This is a genomic window from Leptotrichia sp. oral taxon 417, from assembly GCF_013394865.1.
Taxonomy (GTDB): domain Bacteria; phylum Fusobacteriota; class Fusobacteriia; order Fusobacteriales; family Leptotrichiaceae; genus Leptotrichia; species Leptotrichia wadei_A.
Genome location: NZ_JABXYV010000001.1, coordinates 927,529 through 948,015, shown reverse-complemented (window position 1 = coordinate 948,015; position 20,487 = coordinate 927,529). Strand labels below are relative to the sequence as shown.

The window sequence follows — 20,487 nt, the reverse complement described above, 5'->3', positions numbered from 1 at the left end:
ATTTATAAGAAGATTCCATTTTTTCTGTTCAGATTATTAAATATCTCTATAACTATATTTTAACAGACAGATTTCTTTTTAGCCATAACAAAAACCTCCAAATATTATATAATTATTTTACCGTATATTATTTAAAGGTTTCACAAAATTTTGGACACTCTTGCTACTTTTTTTTATTTAGCGTTTCTTTTTAGTGTAATCTGTTATATTGTCTATTTCTCCATCTTTGTTATAATGTGTATCTCTTAGCATTCTTCCGTTAATATCATAATCGTATTCCGTTCTTGCACCACTACTGCCATGTTGAATATATTTTTTTACTTTTCCATTTTTATGATAATAATATTCAGAATCAGATTTTCCATCTGGACTACGAGCAACTTCCTTTCCTCCTATAATTTTACGATTTTTAATTTCATAATCTTTATACTGTTTCCCACTAGATGTATATGAAATAATTCTTCCATTTCCGTTTTTTAAACTTTCTGAGAAAATTTTTTCTCCTGTATTATAATCGTAAATTTCATAACTATTTACATATTTTTCAAACTCATCAGAAAAATGTGATAAATCTATCTGTACATTTCTTAACATTGACTTTCTATATATTTTACCATTATTGTAATACTCTACAAGTTCTCCCGTTGGTTTAGCATTTTTATAATTTAATCTCATTGAATAACCAGATTCCTGAACTGAACCATCCATATAAACTTCTCCATTTAACCCTAAATAATTATATTTCCCAGAAAAAAGAAGTTCATTATTGAATGCAGATTTTACTTCAAGCTCTACCATTCTTCCATTCTTAATTTCTAATGATATTACAGCATTGTCAAAATAATGATGATCATTCTGTTTCCAAAAAAAGGATCTATTAATTATTCTAAATGGACCTCCTGTTACAACTTTGCATTCTGTTATTCCTTCTTTTATTTTCATATTTGTTTTTCCAGTATACAGATCAATGTATTTATTGTTTTCTTCATTAAATGTAAAATCAGTCAAAAAATTACAATCATAATTTTTCTTTACTTCCCCAAAAGTTAAAAAATTTAATAACATAGATAATAAAATTAAAAATTTTTTATTCATTATTTTATCCTCACTTTTTCTTCATTTATTGGCAATTTATATTAGTTTACACAAAATTTTGGACTATCCCTTATTTTACTTATATTTTTTCAAACTTATTTTCATCCTCGTAATATCTGCTTGTACTTTTTCTCTTATCATTTTTGACATTAAGAAGATAATAAATTCTTTTATCCTTATCATGCCAACAAATTTTTTTAATAGTTGCTTTTTTATCAGGATATTTAATTAATTTAACTTTGTCACCTATATTAAATCGTGGACATTTTATTATTTCATAAAATTCCTTTCTTATTCTAATTACTTCTTGATTTTTACTTCCAAGCATTTTTATACCTACATAATCTATTTCTTCAGTTTTACATTCTAATATCGTTCCCCATAAAATTGACATTGGATAACCAAAATTTTTATTAAAATTTTCATATTTAAAAATATCATCAGAATGTATAATCTTGTCTGGAGAAGGAGAGTTATTTTTTAATACTCCACATGTTCCTGTATAATTTTTATTCATTATTGACCTTCCTCATTGTATAATTTAAATCCTTCGCTTACTTTCTACAACTAATTTTTCGATGTTCCCTGTTACTCTTCCGCCTTCCTGATTAAATCCAGTAAGCATCATCGAATCTGTATTATTATGTACTTCATTAACATTTACAAAATTTCCATTTTGATAGTTAGTGCTTTCTGTATTAAGATTTCCGTTGCTCTGAGAGATATTTCCACTTATTCCATTTGATTTTATGCTACCTTTTGAACCTATTCCAGCACTTAATTTCATTCCAAGACTAGAATTTTTAGAATTATAACTGTTTTTTAGTTCTACGGCTTCTTTTTGAATATTGGCAATATGTGTTCCACCTTGAGCCTGTATTCCTTGATAAGTAACATTGTTCACATTGTTGTAAGTAATGTTGCATTATCATTTGACGGTTTCATCGTTGTCCTTGCTTTAAACCTCTATTTAAAAACAACCTTCACTTCTTTCCCATAAAACGCAACCCCAATCTTCAAAATATTCTTTATCCCTCTTGCCTTAAGCTTCGTATCATATTTCTTCTCATCAATCTGTTTCAACGCCTTCTGTGCTCTCTCTTCCATCCCCTTTTTCGTCTTCGATATTTTAAATTCCATAAGATAAGCTTTTTCATTGCTTTTTATTGGAATCATCGCAAGGTCATATCTTCCATATCCGCTTTCATCATTTGAAATAATCTCATATTTCCCCATCAAAAATCCAACAAGCCCTATCATAAACACTTGATATATTTTTTCCATTTCCTTATCCAAGTCAAAATGACTCAGCATATTTATCATTATTTCTCCCAATGTCTTCTCAAATTTCTTAATATCTCCATTTTCAAGTGCTTTTATCAAAATATTTGTTTTCACTTCTGTTCCAAAAAATCTATTCAAGAACATATTACCAAAATATTTCCGTATTTCCTTATTTGGAATTCTCAAGTTATAAACATCTGTATATTCTGAAGTTACATCTATTTCTTTTTGTTTTTCATCTTTTGTTAAGTACCCACTATATAAAAGCACTTGCCATATTTCATCATCGTTATTTAAAAGACTTTTTATTGTTGTTCCATCTGAAATATATTTTTCAATACTTTCTCCATCAGTAAATCGTTTTAAATCATCATAAACACTTTCCCCAGCATGATCAAGCATATTTTCTAGAAGTGTATTTCCTGAAACATTTGCCCAATATGCCTTGATTTCTCCATTGTCAATATAATTTACAATAGACCATGGATTATACACTTCACTTTCTCCAAATAAATATCCATTATACCATTCTTTAACTTCTTCGATTTTGTATTTCATACCAAAGTAATCAAGCATTTCAATCACTTCACTTTCAAGAAGTCCAAAATATTCTGAATATTTTTTATTCAATATCGTATCTACTTTTAAATTATTTAAACCTGAAAATATTCCTTCCTTTATAATCCTTGTTATACCTGTCAAAATACCATATTTCAAGGAATTATTAGTCTTTAATGCTGAACTGTAAAATGTTTGAAAAAAATTTATCGCTTCATTATAATATCCTTTATCAAAAGCATTTATTATTGGAGCATCGTATTCATCAATTAAAATTATGACTTTTTCTCCATAATACTTATAAAGACTATCTGCCAAAAATTTTAAAGACATTATGTAGTCTGCATCTTCTTGCTCATAAAGCACTTTTTCAAATTTTCTTTTATCCCATTCATTCATTTTTTCTCTAATATATTCGAATTCAACATATAGATCAAAAATAAATAACTTCAATCTCTTTAAACATTCTTTCCAAGTATCTGCTTTCAAATCCTTCAGTGAAATAAAAATCACAGGATATTTCCCCTGTTCACTCATATATTCACTATTAAATATTTTCAAATTTTCAAAGAGCTTTTTATTTTCTTCTTTATTTTTTACATCAAAAAAGTATTTAATCATTGACATATTCAATGTTTTTCCAAATCGTCGAGGTCTTGTAAAAAGAGTTACAGGAGCCCTGTTTACCAATAATTCTTCTATTAACATCGTTTTATCTACATAATAATAATCTTCGTTTATTATTCTTTCAAAATCTTCAATCCCCACAGGAACAGCTTTTTTTCTCATAAAATCACGCCCTCTTTTATTTTTTTATAACTTCCAATATATTAATTATATCACAACCTGATATTTAAAATAAAGTCGTTTGAACGCTCTGTGACGCTTTCTTTTTAAATTTGAGGATTTGAAATAATTTTATAAATCATTTATTTCAACTTCAAGATAACTATTTATATCTCTCGGCATTTCTAAAAACTTCTTTTTTCCTAATAAAGCTTTTGTAAATTCTTCTATTGCACAACTCCAATCATCATACTCTCCAAACCAATCTATAAAATCTACTTTATTTTTATACATATAGTAATCCATTGTCTCTGTTCCTGCTTCATAACAAGTTAAAATACCTTTTTCTAATTTGTCTATAATTTTGAGTGATTCATTTATACCTTTATCTGAAATTATAAACAATAATCTTCCTAAATATATCGAATATCCTATATTATATTTTTTCGCATCTACTATAGCACCTGAATTCATATACATTTTCCCAACAGGGTCTAATTCATAACAAAATTTCATTTTCATTTTATACCTCCTTCATAAATAAGCTATCCTAATGTATGATTATGATTGGTATATCCTTGCATTTGTATTCTTAATTCTAATTTTTAAATATATATCATAATTTTTTCTTTATATTCCTTTAATTCTTCTTCCGTCATTTTATTAGGTATTTTTAACTTAGAAAATTCATTAACAAAATATTTAAATAAAAATCTATCTTTCATATTTAATATTTCTATCAAACGATTTTTGTCTTGTTCTTCGCAATATTTTTCTATAAATTTTCTTAATATTGCATATTCTTCTATCCAACCTTTCATAATGTTTCCTCTTTTCTCTTAATATTAAATCTGTTCTTGGATTTAGTAAAATATCCAATTTATCATATTTTATATCTATTTTATCAACGGGAAACAATTGAAACGCACCAGCTTTACCATGTTCAGAATACGATATAGTAAATGGTTCCAACTCCTTTTCAGTATCTCCATAAGCATAAAGAATTCTTACTTTTAGATTTCCTTTACTATTAAAATCAAAAGTTTCTCTTACAGAAACATTGCTCTAAGTACAATTTTGATTATTAAGATTGTAATAATCATATGCTATCTGGTATCTGTCTCTTACCTGATATGCAGTATCAATTTTTTTAAATCCAAAATAAGATAATGGAGCAGACATTTCTTTTTTAGTAGCTTCATACCATTACATATATGCCGTTGCTGGCAATGTTCTACTTGCTCCATTTGGACCTACATACTTATTTATTCTTTTTAGAATTTAAAATTTCATTTAACACAGAAATTGCTGTTTCATTATTTGAATCTAACTCTAAAATTTCTTTTGCTACTTTCTCTGCCTCTTCATCGTCCATTAAATGTTCTAGAAGTCCATAAAAACTTAATAAAGTCACTAAATTTTCAAGATTTTTTTCAATTTTTACTGCTTCTCTAGCATGAAAAATACCAACAGCATAAGCTCCTTCTACACAGCAAAATGTAAATGATAGCAAACTTGCTGACAAATTTAACCAAATTACATTTTCTGTTTTTTTATACATATACTGTGAAAATCCATAAAAAGTGAAACTTTCTGTAATATCAGCCATATTCCATATTATTTCATATATTTCTTGTTTATTAATATTCACTATTTTTTTATTTGCTTCTTCATAATTTACATTTAATATATCTACCCCAACTTCTTTCAATACATTTAACATATTTTCATCATATTTTTTTAACATATCTTTAGTAAATATTTTTTTCATATTTTTTGTAAACATTTTTCTCATTTTTTTGTTATAAATTTCTTTTATATTTTTCATTTTTTTATCCCTTTATTTTATAATGCATAGGTAAAAATACTAAATTACTTGGCAATAAAATTCTATCAACATTTTTAATTTTTAATTTTAAGTCATCTTTATCAAAAAAATAGTTATTTCTTTTTATATAAATTTCTTTATTCGCATTAAAAATTTTTATTTGGTCATTATTTAAATAATTGATTTTATAATTATACCTTTTTATTTTAACGAATAATACAATAATTAAACATATTGATATTTTTATTTTATAGAAAAAATAAAATAATAATATCAAAAATATTATTACTATTTTATTTTCAATAAAACTTTTATATTCTAAAATTTTTTCATTTTTACTTTCAAAGAAAAATAATCTTTGTTTTAATTCTTTAAATATTTCTTCATAATTAATAACATTACTTATCACTATACTATTTTTATCGTCTTTAAATAGTTCTTCTTGTCTATTAAATAAACTTGTATTATTGGTTGGAAAATTTATTATTATATCTGCTGAATTCAATAAATTTTTTCTCAGAAAAATCATTTCTATTTTATCATATTCTATTTTTTTATTTTCTGTTCCAAAAAAAATTTCTAAATAATTTTCTGAAAATATTATTTTCTTTTTTTTAATTTTATTAATAATTTAAAAAAAATTTGTAATATAACTATAAACATGTAAAATATCATGACAAAAACAGCATTAATTAATAAAATATAATAATATTTTTTATCACTTTTTATAAAAAAAATAAATATAGGACTCATAAAGTATACACAAATATATGCAATTAGCAACATTCTAAATTCACTATAATGATAGTCTATTTTTTTACTTTTGATTTCAAGTTCCACATTGACCTCTCTGTTATCTTACTTTAAACCTCTATTTAAAAACAACCTTCACTTCTTTCCCATAAAACGCAACCCCAATCTTCAAAATATTCTTTATCCCTCTCGCCTTCAATTTCGTATCATATTTCTTCTCATCAATCTGTTTCAAAGCTTTCTGTGCTCTCTTTTCCATTTCATTTTTTGTCTTTGATATTTTAAATTCCATGAGATACGCCTTCTCATTACTTTTTATTGGAATCATCGCAAGATCGTATCTTCCATATCCACTTTCATCATTTGAAATAATCTCATATTTCCCCATTAAAAATCCTACAAGCCCTATCATAAACACCTGATAAATTTTCTCCATTTCCTTATCCAAGTCAAAATGACTCAGCATATTTATCATTATTTCTCCCAATGTCTTTTCAAATTTTTTAATATCTCCATTTTCAAGCGCTTTTATCAAAATATTTGTTTTTACTTCTGTTCCAAAAAATCTGTTTAAAAACATATTACCAAAATATTTCCGTATTTCTTTATTTGGAATTCTCAAGTTATAAACATCTGTATATTCTGAAGTTACATCTATTTCTTTTTGTTTTTCATCCTTTGTCAAATACCCGCTGTATAAAAGTAATTGCCATATTTCATCATCATTATTTAAAAAACTTTTTATTGTCGTTCCATCCGAAATATATTTTTCAATGCTTTCCCCATCGGTAAATCGTTTCAAATCATCATAAACACTTTCTCCAGCATGATCAAGCATATTCTCCAAAAGTGTATTTCCTGAAACATTTGCCCAATATGCCTTGATTTCTCCATTGTCAATATAATTTACAATAGACCATGGATTATACACTTCACTTTCTCCAAATAAATATCCATTATACCATTCTTTAACTTCTTCGATTTTGTATTTCATACCAAAGTAATCTAGCATTTCAATCACTTCACTTTCAAGAAGTCCAAAATATTCTGAATATTTTTTATTCAATATCGTATCTACTTTTAAATTATTTAAACCAGAGAATATTCCTTCTTTTATGATTCTAGTTATTCCCGTTAAAACACCATATTTCAAGGAATTATTAGTTTTTAATGCTGAACTGTAAAATGTTTGAAAAAAATTTATCGCTTCATTGTAATATCCTTTATCAAAAGCATTTATTATTGGAGCATCGTATTCGTCAATTAAAATTATTACACTTTTTCTATAATATTCGTACAAATAATTTGATAAGTTTTTAAGAGAATAAATCCAGTCAGCATCTTCTTTTTCCATAACTATCTTTTCAAAATCATTTTTAAAAATAGGATTCAATTTATCTTTTAAACCATAAAATTCCATGTATAAGTTTTTTATATGTTTTTTTATCAACATAAAATTTTCTTCCCAAGTATTTCCTTTTAAATCCTTCAGTGAAATGAAAATTACAGGATATTTCCCTTGTTCACTCATATATTCACTATCAGATACTTTCAAATTTTCAAAAAGCTTTTTATTTTCTTCTTTATCTTTTACATCAAAAAAATATTTCAACATTGACATATTCAATGTTTTTCCAAATCTTCGTGGTCTTGTAAATAATGTAACTTTCGATCTGTTCATTAACATTTCATCTATTAGTAAAGTTTTATCTATATAATAATATCCTTCTTGTATCAACTCTTTAAAATCCTCAATCCCCACAGGAACAGCTTTTTTTCTCATAAAATCACTTCCTCTTTTATTTTTTTTATAACTTTCAATATATTCTTTCAATATATTAATTATACCACAACTTGATATTTAAAATAAAGTCGTTTGAACACTCTGTGACACTTTCTTTTTAAATTCGAGGATTTGAAATATTTTGAGAATTGGTTTGGGAGTATGGACTGGAGAGTATTGATGAAAATCTAAAAGAGACTGTCTCAACTTTGATTCTGAATTTGTACAAAATTTTTATGCACTCTGGAATATATTATGTTTTGAGTTTACACAAAATTTTGGACGCTCTTATCAATATTATTTTATCTTTTTTTACTTTTATAGAATCTGTTGGGTAAAAAGTTGTTTTAAATATTCAAATTACATACAATATACAAAAAAATAACCGCTGTCTTTTACAACAACGATTATTAAAAAATTAAATTTTTATTCTATTCTGAAAAAACCAAAATAGTTTCAAAAGTTCCACCATCATCAACTTTTCTCTTGTCTGATGATGTCATATTTTGATTTATGGTTTTTTTTACTGCACTGTCTAAATTATCTTCAGTTCCATTTACAAATACTTTTAAATTTTTATCGTTATCAAAATTTAATAATTTTTCTAAAGTGTATTTGTATTCGCCATTCTTTTCCTTTTTGTAAATAATTTTATAAGTTGAAGAAGCGTTTACTTGCTTTAACGTTTCTGAACTAATAACATTTGCTTGATTAAAGTTTAATAATTTTTCAGCAGATAAATTTATACTGAATACAGCAATCAATGTTCCTAATATAAAGTTTATTTTTTTCATATTTTTGCCCTTTCCTAAAGTTACCATAACTCCATCTTGAAAAATTATGAAAACTACCTGAGTTATATTTAGGTAGTTTCCCACATATTTCCTACAAATTTTCCATAAAATCTTTATAAAACTCCATAAATTCAGGTATATTCTTATCATTTCTATTTACATATAAATAAATATATATATATTTATCATTCAAAATTTTTTTTATTAAAAATGAATCAATATTTTGTGATTCCACTTTATCTTCAACCTTATAAATTCTTGCTCCTTTTTTTTCTGAAATTAATTTAGTTTTATAAGTAAGATCTTCATTTTCATAGACTTTTTTTATTTTACTATTATCATCATATATAATAGAAAATCCTATTTCATTTATTTTATCATAAAAATATTTACTTTTACCATCTTTTTTTAAAATAAATCCTTGAGGAACATTTACAGATACTCCTTTGTCAACTTCTAATTTTTCTTTGGGTCTTAATAATAGAGATTTTAGATATTCTTTTGTTTTTAAATCATTTTCTTTAAATAAAACATATATACCTCCATAATCTTTTTTTCCACCTTTTTTCCCAAAATCATTACATCCATTTTCTCCACAAAGAGCAACTGCTGTCCCTATTAGTGCAGAAGTTATACAAGAATTTAGACAAAATATTGAAACTATTCCTAATAATGCTAATCTTAATTTTCTCATTTTATTTTCCAACCCTTTCTCTCAGATTTTTTAAAACATCTTCTAAATTGTTGTTATTATTTTGTTGCAAATTATTTTTTATTTCAAGATTTTGAGTTTTTATTTCATTTGTTTTCAATGAAGGATTTCTAGGATCTGTATTTTTCAATTCTTCTTTTAAAATATTGTTTCTTTGTTTTACTAAATCTTCATCATAATCTGCTCTAGGTATTCGCTATGTTTTTAATATATTTATTACATTTTTTTGTCTTTCATTGTTAACTTTTTTTTGTTGTTCTATTCCCATTAATTATTATTTTACTTTTTCAAGGTTGTTTATGAAATTAATAATAAAATCATAGTATTCTTTAGTATCAGAGGACTCTTCATAAAAAAATGTTCTCAAATAAATATTATCTGAAATTTTATAAAATAGAGATTTATTATTTCCTAATTTACTTTTCATTATTTCAACTTTTCCAACTGTTTTTATTATATCATTTTCTTTCAAATAACTATTTGATTCTTTATAGTATATTGAGATTCCTAATCCCACTTTTTCTTTATTATCATAAAAATATTTAGTATTACCGTCTTTTTTTAAAATTATATCTTTAGGAACATTAACAGAAATATTTTCTGATAATTTTAAGCGAACATTTTCTCTTAAATTTAAGTTATTTATATAATTTCTAAATTTTTCTTTATCTTTATTATAAATTGTTTCTATTCCTATAGGCGACTTAACTGAAGGAATGGAACTTGAAATCCCAGTTTCATTCAAAAGTGAACCAATAAAATATGTTGATGATAAACAAGAATTTAAACAAAATATAGATAATACAACAAACACCATTAATTTCGATTTCTTCATCTTAATTACCCACTCTTTCTCTCAATTTCTTTAACTGTTCATTTATATTTTGAGATTTTTCTCTATTTATTTCGGGTTTCGACATATTTAAACCTTCATTAGGATTGATATTCTTATATGGATTATTTCTTGGAAAGTCTTTGTTTAATGGATTTTCAAAAAAAACTGTCAATTTCCCTGAAATTTTTTTCATAATTTCAGCCTCCTTAAAATTTTTTTATAAAGAATGGACAACCTAAGGAGGCAGGTTACTTACATTACTGTGTCTGGACTACCAACCAGAACTGTGTTTTTATCTTTATTTATATTTATTCATTTTTTAATATATTTTTTATTCAATTATTTCCAAAACATCTTTTAACTCTCGTCTTATCTTTTTAGGTTGCTCTTCATTCCTATATCCAAAACTTACCATCACAGAAACTCCATACACATTCAAGTCAAGAAGTCCCATATCTGACAAATATTTTTCCAATTGCTCTTTATTAAATCCTTCAATCGCACAACTGTCAATTCCTAAATAAGCCGCAACTGTCATCATATTTCCAAGTGCAATGTAAGTTTGTTTTGAAGCCCAGTCAAAAAGTGTTCTTTCATTTTCCAATAATTTTAAATGTTCTTTCTGAAATTTCGTAAATTTATCTTTTACTGCTTCAAATGCTTCATCAGAAACTTTCTTCAAGTTTTTCCAATTATCTCTAAAATATTCACTATCTCCAGTAACATCTTTTCTCGCCAAAATTATCACAATTTCAGTTGCTCCATTCAAGCTATTCAAAGCTCCCCAAGCAAATTGTCTAAAATCATTTCTCATTTCTTCATTTCTTAAAAGTAAAAATTTCCAAGGTTCCATACCAAATGAACTTGGTGACAATCTCGCACTTTCCAAAATTGTCTTCAAATCTTCATCAGACACTCTTTTTTCCGTACTAAATTTTTTACAAGCATATCTTTTATTAAACACTTCTAATATTTCTTCATTTTTTGTCATTTTAACCACTTCTTTCTATTATTTTTTTTATTTTTAATTCTATATTCATCTCAAAAAAATTTATTGATTTTTTATCTTCTCCATCACATCTTCATCAAATTTCCCCGCCCTAAGCATTTCAATCTCAAATTTATACGGCGGAACTTTTTTAGCCTTCTTATCATCGCTCAAAGCCACATAAGGTGTTTCCAAAATCTTAGGCAAATGAGAAAATTTCTCAAAATGTGCAATTTTATTCAACACTTCAAATCCAATATATCCAAAACCAATATTTTCATGTCTGTCTTTATGTGCCCCAACAGGATTTTTACTATCATTCAAGTGAATTACTGAAATTCTGTCAATTCCAACAATCTTGTCAAACTGCTCAATAACTCCTTCAAAATCATTCACAATATCATACCCAGCATCATGAACATGGCAAGTATCAAAACAAACACTAAGTTTATCTTTCAATTTCACACCATCAATAATTTTCGCAATTTCCTCAAAGCTTCTCCCACATTCTGTACCTTTTCCAGCCATCGTCTCAAGTGCCACAGTTGTTTTCTGATCTTTTGTCAAAACTTCATTCAATCCTTCAATAATTTTATTAATTCCAACTTCTGCACCTTCTCCAACGTGAGCACCTGGATGAAGAACAATCCTTTTTGCCCCAATAGCATCTGTTCTTTCAATCTCTGTTCTCAAAAACTGCACCGCAATCTTAAAAGTTTCAGGCTTTACAGCATTCCCAAGATTAATTATATAAGGAGCATGCACAACAATATCATCAATATCAATATTATTCTCCTTCATAAGTTTAAACCCAGCTTCAATATTCAGTTCTTCAATCGGCTTTCTCCGTGTATTCTGAGGTGCTCCAGTATAAATCATAAAAGTATTCGATCCATAAGAAACTGCTTCCTTAACCGATCCCAAAAGCATATCTTTCCCACTCATTCCCACATGCGATCCAATTTTAAAAATTTCTTTTTTTGACATTTCTTTTTTACCTTTCTTTATTTCTATTGTTTCTTTTTTTTCTTCAAAACAGGAAGTTCATCATACATCGCTTCAAATAAATTCTTCAAAAACTCTTTATTTTCAACATCATCAACAAGCAACATTTCCTTTGCCCCTTCATAAGGAATTTCATGTAAAGCATTCGGCATAAGTTCTTTCGCCGATTTTACAGCCTTCACAAGAAACCTGTCATCATAAATCCCACCAATAACTTTTTCCCTATAATAAAGAATATATTCCCCCATCATCGCTCTATATCTAACATTTTCCACTTCCGACAACTGTTCCAATACAAAATTTAAATATTCTTTACTTGAAGCCATATTTAATTCACTCCTTGCTTTTTTCTTCATCTTTAGAATTTTTAACTATGTTTTGAATATCCTTTTTTCAAATATGTTTCCAATGCCCTGTCAATAGTTAGTTCTGAATTTGTATCTATTTAATTCTTATAGATTATCTTCCTAATTCCTTTATTAAGTCTTTTGCAATTTCATCATCTGGAACATATTTTGTTGTAAACTTAGGCTCTCTTTCCGCCGTTTTAAAAAATCTTTGTAAAACATCTTTTGCAATATTGTCGTATATTTTTATATCCAGTTTCTCCGACAGTTCTTTTTGCAATTCAAGATAAGACGGCATATCGTCCCCATAAGCATCTTCAAAATCTTCTCGCCCTTCTGGTTCTGCTTTTTCCACTTCCTTTTCCAGCATTTCAAAATTTTCCAAATATTCCCTATTCGCATAATTCCACCAAAAATTAGCACAATTTAAAAGCAGTTCAAACCATTCCACCAAATTTTCAGCGATTCTCCCACATTCAAGCGGAAAATCAAAACAGACAAATCCAATACTGCCATCTTCCAGCAAAACATAAACCCCAGCTCCACCATCTTCGGCAAAAACCTTTCCATCAATATTAAATTCATAATCTGGATATTCATCTTTCACCGATGACAATTCTTTAAAATCCAATGCAAACAATGCTTCTGTTTTTTCTCTCAAATCTTCATTTTCTAAAACCATTTTAAATAATTCAGCTTGAGTATATTTTTTATTTTTTGTTAATTTTTTTGTATTGTTAAACATAAAATTCTCCATTCTACAGATTTTCCAATTTCTCTCTCATCTTATACAAAAATATCCCTGTTGCCACACTCACATTTAACGACTCAATATTTCCATAAATTGGAATAATCGCCTTTATATCTGAATTTTCTATCAAATATTCAGACACTCCTCCACCTTCATGTCCAAAAATAAATGCATTATTTTCCCGCAATTCAATTTTTTCATAAGAAATCGAATCTTCGTGTAAAGCAGTTGCTATTTTTAAATAATTTCTATCATTCAAAAATTTTACGATATTTTCAGGTGTTTCGTAAATTATATTTAATTTGAAAATTCCACTCATTGTGGCACGTACTGTTTTAGGATTGTAAACATCTACAGATCCTTTTGTCAAAATTAAATTTTGAAAATTCGCAGCAATCATCGTTCTAATAATTGTTCCAGCATTTCCTGGATCTTGAACATCATCTAAAATTACCACATCGCCTTTTACATCCTCAATCGTATTCAAATTTTTAGAATACAAAAACATTATCCCTTGACTATTTTCCTGTGTTGAAACCTCATCAAACAGATTATCCTTTAAAATTGTCAAATTATCGTGCTCAGAAATCCCATATCTTTCATCAAAATATTCAAACTTCGATTCCTTTACAATAATTTTATTAAAATTAATATTCTCATTTAAAAACTTTTCCCCTTCAGCCTTAAAAATGCTGTTTTCATCACGATACTTCTTTTTATCCAGCTTTTTTAGCAATTTATAAAATTTGTTATCTGAACTCGCTATTACATCTCTCATTTTCTATTTTTTCACTTTCTATTTTCTAAACTTAAAAATAATATTTTTTATTAATATACTCAAACATATTCAAAATTGAACTATTAAAAATCATATAAATTTAGGATTTAAGTAAAATAGCCCTAACTTTTGAGTTTGATTTTAAATCTATTTTACTATAACAAGGGGTCAAGACCCCTTGCTAAAATAACTATTTAGTTTACTTATATCCTAGTTTGATTTTAAATAATTCAAGTATAATCAAAAATTATTTTTTAAATTCTTTATAAATTTTATTTTTATCTCTTATTGTAACTCCATCACTTGTCTCAATTATCTTAAAACTTTCTGGGTCTGCACCTTTAATTTCCCGATCTTCAATATACACTTTATTCTTATCTTTTGCATAACCAAACATTAACTGTACAAATGATGAAGTATCAGCCCCTTCTACTTTGGCGAAAACTTTATTTGGATTTAATTCATCTGATCTAAATACGTCAAAATAATAAACTCCATTTTTATCTTGAAAATAACCCATAGACTCAGATTCATACGAATTATCAGCATTAGAATATTTAAAAGAATTTGTATCAAAATTTAAAGGAACTATTTCATATACTTCTTTACCAGCTTTATTTTTTAACACATAAACTTTATCTTTAGTTTTTAAGAAATAAATAATATCTTCATTATTTTTAAAGTCACGGCCCACAAATTCAAATCCATCTGGATTTATACCTTTCATTTTATTTCCATAATAATAAACATTGTTTTTATCTCTTGAAAATTCATCATTCAAAACCTCAAAACTATTTCTATCTGCACCTGCTATTTTTTTCAAGTCCATTTTATACAATTCATTTTCATAATACACGTTATTTTTATCACGAAAATAATTTCCCGAATAACTAAACGTTTCAAAAGTTTTAGAATCTACTTTAGGATTTTTTACAACAGCTGTTTTTACACTTTTTAGCTCACCAGTTTCTTCATCAAATACTGCAATAAGTTTATATATATTTTTATTATCATTTAAAAAATTGACTGGTAAATTTGGTCTGTTAACAAGTCTTGTAACTTTAAATCCAGCTGAACTTATATCATTTAATTTTCTTCCTGCGTAATAAACATTTTTCTTGTCATACGAAAAGCCATTTTCTTCTCCAATAGCAAAACTGTTTTTATCCACATCCTGCAACTGCACAACATTGTATCCTGCGTAATAAATATTATTTCTGTCTTTAGAATAATCACTATTTTCCATTACTTCAAAAGTATCTTTATCAGCATTTTTTATTATTTTAAGATAACCAGCTTCCTTATACGGTGTCATCACATATACATTTTTATCATCTTTTCCATAAACAACCATACTTGGACTGCTTAAATAATTTTCTATTATTTCAAATTTATCAGGATTTTTTATATTCACTTTTTCTCCCAAATAGTAGACTTCATTTCCATTTTTAATCAAATTACTATCCAAAACTTTAAAATCTTTTTCATTTATTTTCCCAAGATTTTTAACATCTCCAAAGTAATAATACAGGTTATTCTTATCTCTGGCATAATTTGTTTCAGGAATTCTTCTAAAAGTTTGAGGATCTGCATCTTTTATAATGTCTACTGCAGCATACACATTCCTATCATCCTTTGAATACATTCCATCTGAAATTATTTTAAATGTTTTTGGATTCGCACCTTTAATTTTTTCTCCTGAATAATAGACCGTATTTTTGTCTTTTGCATAACTATGGTCTCCTTCTAGAACTACAAATGAATTTACATCTGCATTTGAAATTTTGTCTGAATCATAATATACATTTTTATCATCCTTTGAATAAAATTCATTCAAAACTTTTATTGTTTTTGGATTTGCTCCATTTATTTTGTGAATCCATTCATTAATTGGTCTGTAAACATTATTCTTATCTCTTGAATAATACTGTGGCAGCACTTCAAAAGTTTTACTGTCCACATCTTCAAACGATTTATTTCCTGAAAAATAAACATTTTTCCTATCCTTTGCATATTTATCATTCAGTATTTTAAACGTTCCTAAATCCACATTTTCAACTTTAAATTCTGAATCATCTTCTTCACTGTATTTGTAATAAACTGCATTATCCTTTTTCACATATTCTGCCATTCCCAAATTAGCTAAAATAAATACTCCAACAATAATTTTAAAAAATTTACTTTTCATAAAAAATCCCTCCAAATCCTTTTTTAAATAATTTATTCAACAGACCTATTTGATAACTTAATTTTTTTATTTCACGAAAGGGCAAAAACCCTTGCTTCAGAATATTTGTTTTATTAAATTCTAAGTTTACAAACAAGTCTAATAAACGCTTAAAAACATTTAAAACCCTTCAAAATTGAATTAGATAATTAAAAAGAATTTTAGCAGGATAATTATGATTTTCTAAATTCTTTTTTAAAGCAGTTTTACTAAAATATAAATAAAATAATTTTTACTTGTCACTCACAATCATTTTTATAAACTCTATTTTTATCCTTAACTACAACTCCCTCATCTTCCAGTACGACAGTAAAACTTGGCACATCCACCCCTTTAAATTCCTTATATTTACAATAAGCTCTATTCTTATCTTTGGAATATCCATATCCAAATGCTTTAAATGTTGGGATATCAGCCCCTTCTAGTTTAATAAAGGCATTCTGCACATCCTTTGCTTCCGAATTTAATAATTTTCCATAATCAAGATAATAAATCCCATTTTTATCTTTAAAATAATTACTTGTATTTTTATTCGCTATATCAAATGAAGCACTGTCAAAATTTAAAGGTATTATCTCATAATCTCCTGTCTCAGTTTCATCTTTCCAAAAATATACACCATTTTTATTTTTTACAATATCTGAACCGACAAATTTAAATCCTTCTGAACTAATATTCTCAATTTGTTTTCCAAGATAATAGACTTTTTTATTATCCTTTGCAAAAAAATTATCCATTTCGACAAAGCTGTTCCTATCACTACCTTCGACCTTTCTCAGTTCCTTCTTATTCATATCATAATAAAAAACGTTGTTCTTATCTCTGTAATAACTCCCCGTGTATTCCTTAACAAGTTCAAAGCTCGGAGCATCGACTTTCACATTTGTTACATTAGACAATTTTATATTTTTCAAATTATATCTTTCATCATCAAATCCATAAGTAAATTTATACAAATTCCTGCTGTCTGTCAAAAAAGCAATTTTTTCAGAATCTCCAGAATTAACAGTTAAATCAATAATTTTAAATCCTTGTGGACTTATTCTGTCTAACTTTTTTCCATAAAAATAAACACTGTTCTTATCATGCGAAAAGCCATTTTCTCCAATAGTAAAACTGTCTTTATCTACATTTTTCATTTGTACAACATCAGAATGCGTAAAATAAATATTGTTTTTATCTTTTGTATACATACTGTTTTCCATTACTTCAAAAGAATTTACATCTGCATTTTTTATTATTTTGCTTGAATAAGTCTCATCAAATTTTGAGATTGCATATACATTTTTATCATCTTTTCCATAAATAAAATTTGGAAAGTTATAATATTTACTCAAAATTATTTCAAAAGTTTCTGGACTTTTTATATTCAATTTTTTCCCTTCTGCAAAAATTCTATTTCCATTTTTTACCACGTCAATTCCATCAGAATATAAAATTTTAAGAGTTTTATTGTCAATTTTATCAATTTTTACTTCCTGATAATAAAGATTATTTTTATCCTTTGAATAATACGTTGTTTTAGGAAGCCTTTCAAAAGTTTTTGAATCTGCCTCTTTTATTTTGCGTCCTCCAATAAAGACACTATTTTTATCTTTTGAATACATCTGAACAATATCACTAGGCTCTAAAATAACTTCAAAAGATTTTGCATCAGCTCCTTTTATTTTTTCACCAAGAAAGTAAACATTATTTTTATCTTTTCCATAAGCTACGTTTCCCTCTATGGCTTCAAAAGTAGCTACATCGACATTTTCCATCTTTTGTCCAAAATTCAAAAATACATTTTTATCATCCTTCAAATAAACCTGATTTAATATTTTTATCGTATCAGGATTCGCATCCTTTATTTTATGAGAGCCACTGTACACATTATTCTTGTCTTTTGCGTAATAATCAGGCATTATTATCTGAAATGTGCTTTTATCAACATCGTATATCGGTGTTCCAGCATAATAAATATTATACCTGTCCTTTGAATAACTTTCATCAATTGCTTCAAAACTGTCTAAATCCTGAACATATTCAACTTCAAAAAAACTTCCTCCAATATACAGTTTACCATTATTTCTAAAATACAAAAGTTTATCCTTATTTTTGTAAAGTTTGAAATCCTTTGGATTTATCTCCATTTTTTCATCATAATTATAAATATATTTTTTATCTTTCCCATTGACTTCCCCAATTACCTGAAAAGTCTTAACATCAGCATCTTCTAGCTTCTTGTCAATACAAAAAACATTTTTACTATCTTTCCCATAAATATCATTTAATTTCACAAATGTCTTAAAATCTGCGTCTTCCACTTTTATTTCATCAGTCTGCGATATTTTATCCATATAGTAAACAGCATCATCTTTTTTTATATACTCAGCCATTCCCAAATTTGCCAAAAGAAAGACAAGCACAACAATTTTAGAAAACTTATTTACCATAAATTTCCTCCAGAATAAAAATTTTACTTCTTCTATTTTAATTTAACTGGCAATTTTTCCCCACCTAAAATATGATAATGAATATGTAAAACTTCCTGTCCGCCATTTTCTCCAATATTAGTTATAACTCTATAACCATCTTTATCTATCCCTAAAATTCTTGCCACTTTTGCCACAGTCAACTGCAGTTTTCCAAGTAACAAAGCATCTTCTTCAGTTGCCGCATCCAAACTTTTGATTTCCTTTTTTGGAATTACAAGTACGTGAACTTTCGCCGCAGGATTTATATCATGAAAAGCCAAAAACTCATCATCTTCATATACAATATTTGCAGGTATTTCCTTATCTATTATTTTTTTAAAAACTGTTGACATAAAAATCACTTCCCTTTTTTTATTTTTTCTTATTATTTTTTAATTTTAGCAAGGAATCTTAACCCCTTGCCATTTTTTAAAAAGTTACTGCTATTTTTAACATTTACTAATTACTGTTCAATTTTCCCAACTCTTCTAGCATGTCTGCCACCTTCAAATTCGGTATTTATAAAAGTTTCAACACAGGCCAATCCCAAGTCTTCTCCCAAAACTCTAGCTCCCAAAGCGATTATATTCGCATCATTATGAAGTCTTGAAAGTCTTGCCGTATATTCATTGTGACAAAGAGCAGCACGAATTCCATTTATTTTATTTGCAGCAATAGAAATTCCAATTCCAGTTCCACAAATTAAAATCCCAAAATTCGCCTCTTTATTTATAATTTTTTTACTAACTTCCTTCGCAATATCAGGATAATCAACTGAATCTAATGTATCAGTTCCCACATTTATAATTTCATGCCCTTTACTTCTAAGCGCCTGCATAATTTTATTTTTAAATTCTACACCTGCATGATCATTTCCAATTACTATTTTCATTTGTAAAGCCTCTCTTCTTTATTTTTTATAATAATTTTAAATTTTATTTTCTTAATCTTTTAAAATATTTGTCCTACCAAATTTTAAATATATATTTAAATTTTCCTTTTAAACAATGAATTTTGTAATTATACAAATATTTTATTCAATTATTTAGTAATTTTCTCCAGCAATTCATTTGAAATTCTCTTTAATTTCCCATTTTCATCCACAAAAACATTCACAGTTTCAGCCTTTGCCTTTAAAACTCCATCTAAATTATACATTTCATAAGAAAATCTAATCTTAATATTATTTATTTCCTCAATCTTTACAAAAATCTCAATTTCCTCATCATACTTTGCCGAATTAACATATTCAATATTCAGTGTCTTTACTGGCAAAATAAATCCCATATCCTCCATATTTTTATATGGAAAAACATCCCTAAAATACTCAGTTCGTGCCATTTCCATCCATTTCAGATAATTTGAATGGTACACAACTCCCATTTTATCAGTATCATAATAGTAAACTCTAAGTTTAAAGCTCTTTTTCCTTAAGTTGCAAGTTTTCATAAATTCACTCCTTGATTATTATAAAATCTAGTGTTATTTTATTTGAATATTTTTTCAA

23 protein-coding genes are annotated in these 20,487 nt (G+C 26.6%); all 23 read right to left on the bottom strand.

All coding sequences use genetic code 11. The features are described from left to right. Positions 1-177: 177 nt before the first annotated feature. The 23 genes from HW276_RS04565 to HW276_RS04455 all read right to left on the bottom strand — a co-directional run bounded on the left by HW276_RS04565 (position 178) and on the right by HW276_RS04455 (position 20,429). On the bottom strand, positions 178-1,095 hold the full coding sequence (locus HW276_RS04565; protein WP_178937580.1) for a hypothetical protein: 918 nt from the start codon (positions 1,093-1,095) through the stop codon (positions 178-180). A gap of 79 nt (positions 1,096-1,174) precedes the next feature. Continuing rightward, positions 1,175-1,612 carry a hypothetical protein gene (locus tag HW276_RS04560; RefSeq protein WP_255460322.1) on the bottom strand — a complete coding sequence of 146 codons (438 nt, stop codon included), beginning with the start codon at positions 1,610-1,612 and terminating at the stop codon, positions 1,175-1,177. Positions 1,613-1,636: 24 nt separating this feature from the next. After that, entirely contained in the window at positions 1,637-1,999 is a 363-nt protein-coding gene (locus HW276_RS04555) for a hemagglutinin repeat-containing protein (protein ID WP_178937579.1), read from the bottom strand. Between the two features lie 62 nt (positions 2,000-2,061). Further along, positions 2,062-3,726, bottom strand: a complete 1,665-nt coding sequence (locus tag HW276_RS04550) for an AAA family ATPase (protein ID WP_178937578.1) — start codon at positions 3,724-3,726, stop codon at positions 2,062-2,064. A gap of 129 nt (positions 3,727-3,855) precedes the next feature. Next, entirely contained in the window at positions 3,856-4,245 is a 390-nt protein-coding gene (locus tag HW276_RS04545) for a hypothetical protein (protein WP_178937577.1), read from the bottom strand. 83 nt (positions 4,246-4,328) lie between these two features. Next, positions 4,329-4,544: a hypothetical protein gene (locus HW276_RS04540; protein ID WP_178937576.1), complete on the bottom strand. Its 216-nt coding sequence runs from the start codon at positions 4,542-4,544 to the stop codon at positions 4,329-4,331. Positions 4,545-4,984: 440 nt separating this feature from the next. Continuing rightward, a complete protein-coding gene (locus HW276_RS04535) occupies positions 4,985-5,551 on the bottom strand; it encodes a hypothetical protein (protein WP_178937575.1) in 567 nt (188 codons plus the stop codon). A 4-nt stretch (positions 5,552-5,555) separates the two neighbouring features. Beyond that, entirely contained in the window at positions 5,556-6,080 is a 525-nt protein-coding gene (locus tag HW276_RS04530) for a hypothetical protein (protein ID WP_178937574.1), read from the bottom strand. A 342-nt stretch (positions 6,081-6,422) separates the two neighbouring features. Next, entirely contained in the window at positions 6,423-8,087 is a 1,665-nt protein-coding gene (locus HW276_RS04525) for an AAA family ATPase (protein WP_178937573.1), read from the bottom strand. 431 nt (positions 8,088-8,518) lie between these two features. Beyond that, positions 8,519-8,881, bottom strand: a complete 363-nt coding sequence (locus HW276_RS04520) for a hypothetical protein (RefSeq protein WP_178937572.1) — start codon at positions 8,879-8,881, stop codon at positions 8,519-8,521. Between the two features lie 91 nt (positions 8,882-8,972). Beyond that, positions 8,973-9,575 (bottom strand): hypothetical protein, encoded by a 603-nt coding sequence (locus tag HW276_RS04515; protein WP_178937571.1) that lies wholly within the window; start codon positions 9,573-9,575, stop codon positions 8,973-8,975. Between the two features lie 292 nt (positions 9,576-9,867). Further along, entirely contained in the window at positions 9,868-10,428 is a 561-nt protein-coding gene (locus HW276_RS04510; RefSeq protein ID WP_178937570.1) for a hypothetical protein, read from the bottom strand. A 1-nt stretch (position 10,429) separates the two neighbouring features. Further along, positions 10,430-10,621, bottom strand: a complete 192-nt coding sequence (locus HW276_RS04505; RefSeq protein ID WP_178937569.1) for a hypothetical protein — start codon at positions 10,619-10,621, stop codon at positions 10,430-10,432. Positions 10,622-10,759: 138 nt separating this feature from the next. Continuing rightward, positions 10,760-11,419, bottom strand: coding sequence for an NAD(P)H-dependent oxidoreductase (locus tag HW276_RS04500; protein ID WP_178937568.1), 660 nt, complete (start codon positions 11,417-11,419; stop codon positions 10,760-10,762). A 60-nt stretch (positions 11,420-11,479) separates the two neighbouring features. Next, positions 11,480-12,403, bottom strand: coding sequence for a deoxyribonuclease IV (locus HW276_RS04495; protein ID WP_218974995.1), 924 nt, complete (start codon positions 12,401-12,403; stop codon positions 11,480-11,482). Between the two features lie 23 nt (positions 12,404-12,426). Continuing rightward, on the bottom strand, positions 12,427-12,747 hold the full coding sequence (locus HW276_RS04490) for a TfoX/Sxy family protein (RefSeq protein ID WP_178937567.1): 321 nt from the start codon (positions 12,745-12,747) through the stop codon (positions 12,427-12,429). Between the two features lie 133 nt (positions 12,748-12,880). Next, positions 12,881-13,513, bottom strand: coding sequence for a hypothetical protein (locus tag HW276_RS04485; RefSeq protein ID WP_255460321.1), 633 nt, complete (start codon positions 13,511-13,513; stop codon positions 12,881-12,883). 13 nt (positions 13,514-13,526) lie between these two features. Further along, entirely contained in the window at positions 13,527-14,297 is a 771-nt protein-coding gene (locus HW276_RS04480) for an RNA methyltransferase (RefSeq protein ID WP_178937565.1), read from the bottom strand. Positions 14,298-14,544: 247 nt separating this feature from the next. Then, entirely contained in the window at positions 14,545-16,485 is a 1,941-nt protein-coding gene (locus tag HW276_RS04475; protein WP_178937564.1) for a DKNYY domain-containing protein, read from the bottom strand. A 278-nt stretch (positions 16,486-16,763) separates the two neighbouring features. Continuing rightward, positions 16,764-18,959 (bottom strand): DKNYY domain-containing protein, encoded by a 2,196-nt coding sequence (locus tag HW276_RS04470; RefSeq protein WP_178937563.1) that lies wholly within the window; start codon positions 18,957-18,959, stop codon positions 16,764-16,766. 32 nt (positions 18,960-18,991) lie between these two features. After that, the gene (locus tag HW276_RS04465) at positions 18,992-19,333 is read right to left on the bottom strand and encodes a histidine triad nucleotide-binding protein (protein WP_010124403.1); all 342 of its coding nucleotides are present in this window, start codon (positions 19,331-19,333) and stop codon (positions 18,992-18,994) included. A 110-nt stretch (positions 19,334-19,443) separates the two neighbouring features. After that, complete coding sequence (gene rpiB, locus HW276_RS04460) at positions 19,444-19,872, bottom strand: ribose 5-phosphate isomerase B (RefSeq protein WP_146960322.1); 429 nt, start codon at positions 19,870-19,872, stop codon at positions 19,444-19,446. A gap of 149 nt (positions 19,873-20,021) precedes the next feature. Further along, a complete protein-coding gene (locus HW276_RS04455) occupies positions 20,022-20,429 on the bottom strand; it encodes a thioesterase family protein (RefSeq protein ID WP_147003355.1) in 408 nt (135 codons plus the stop codon). Positions 20,430-20,487 lie beyond the last annotated feature (58 nt).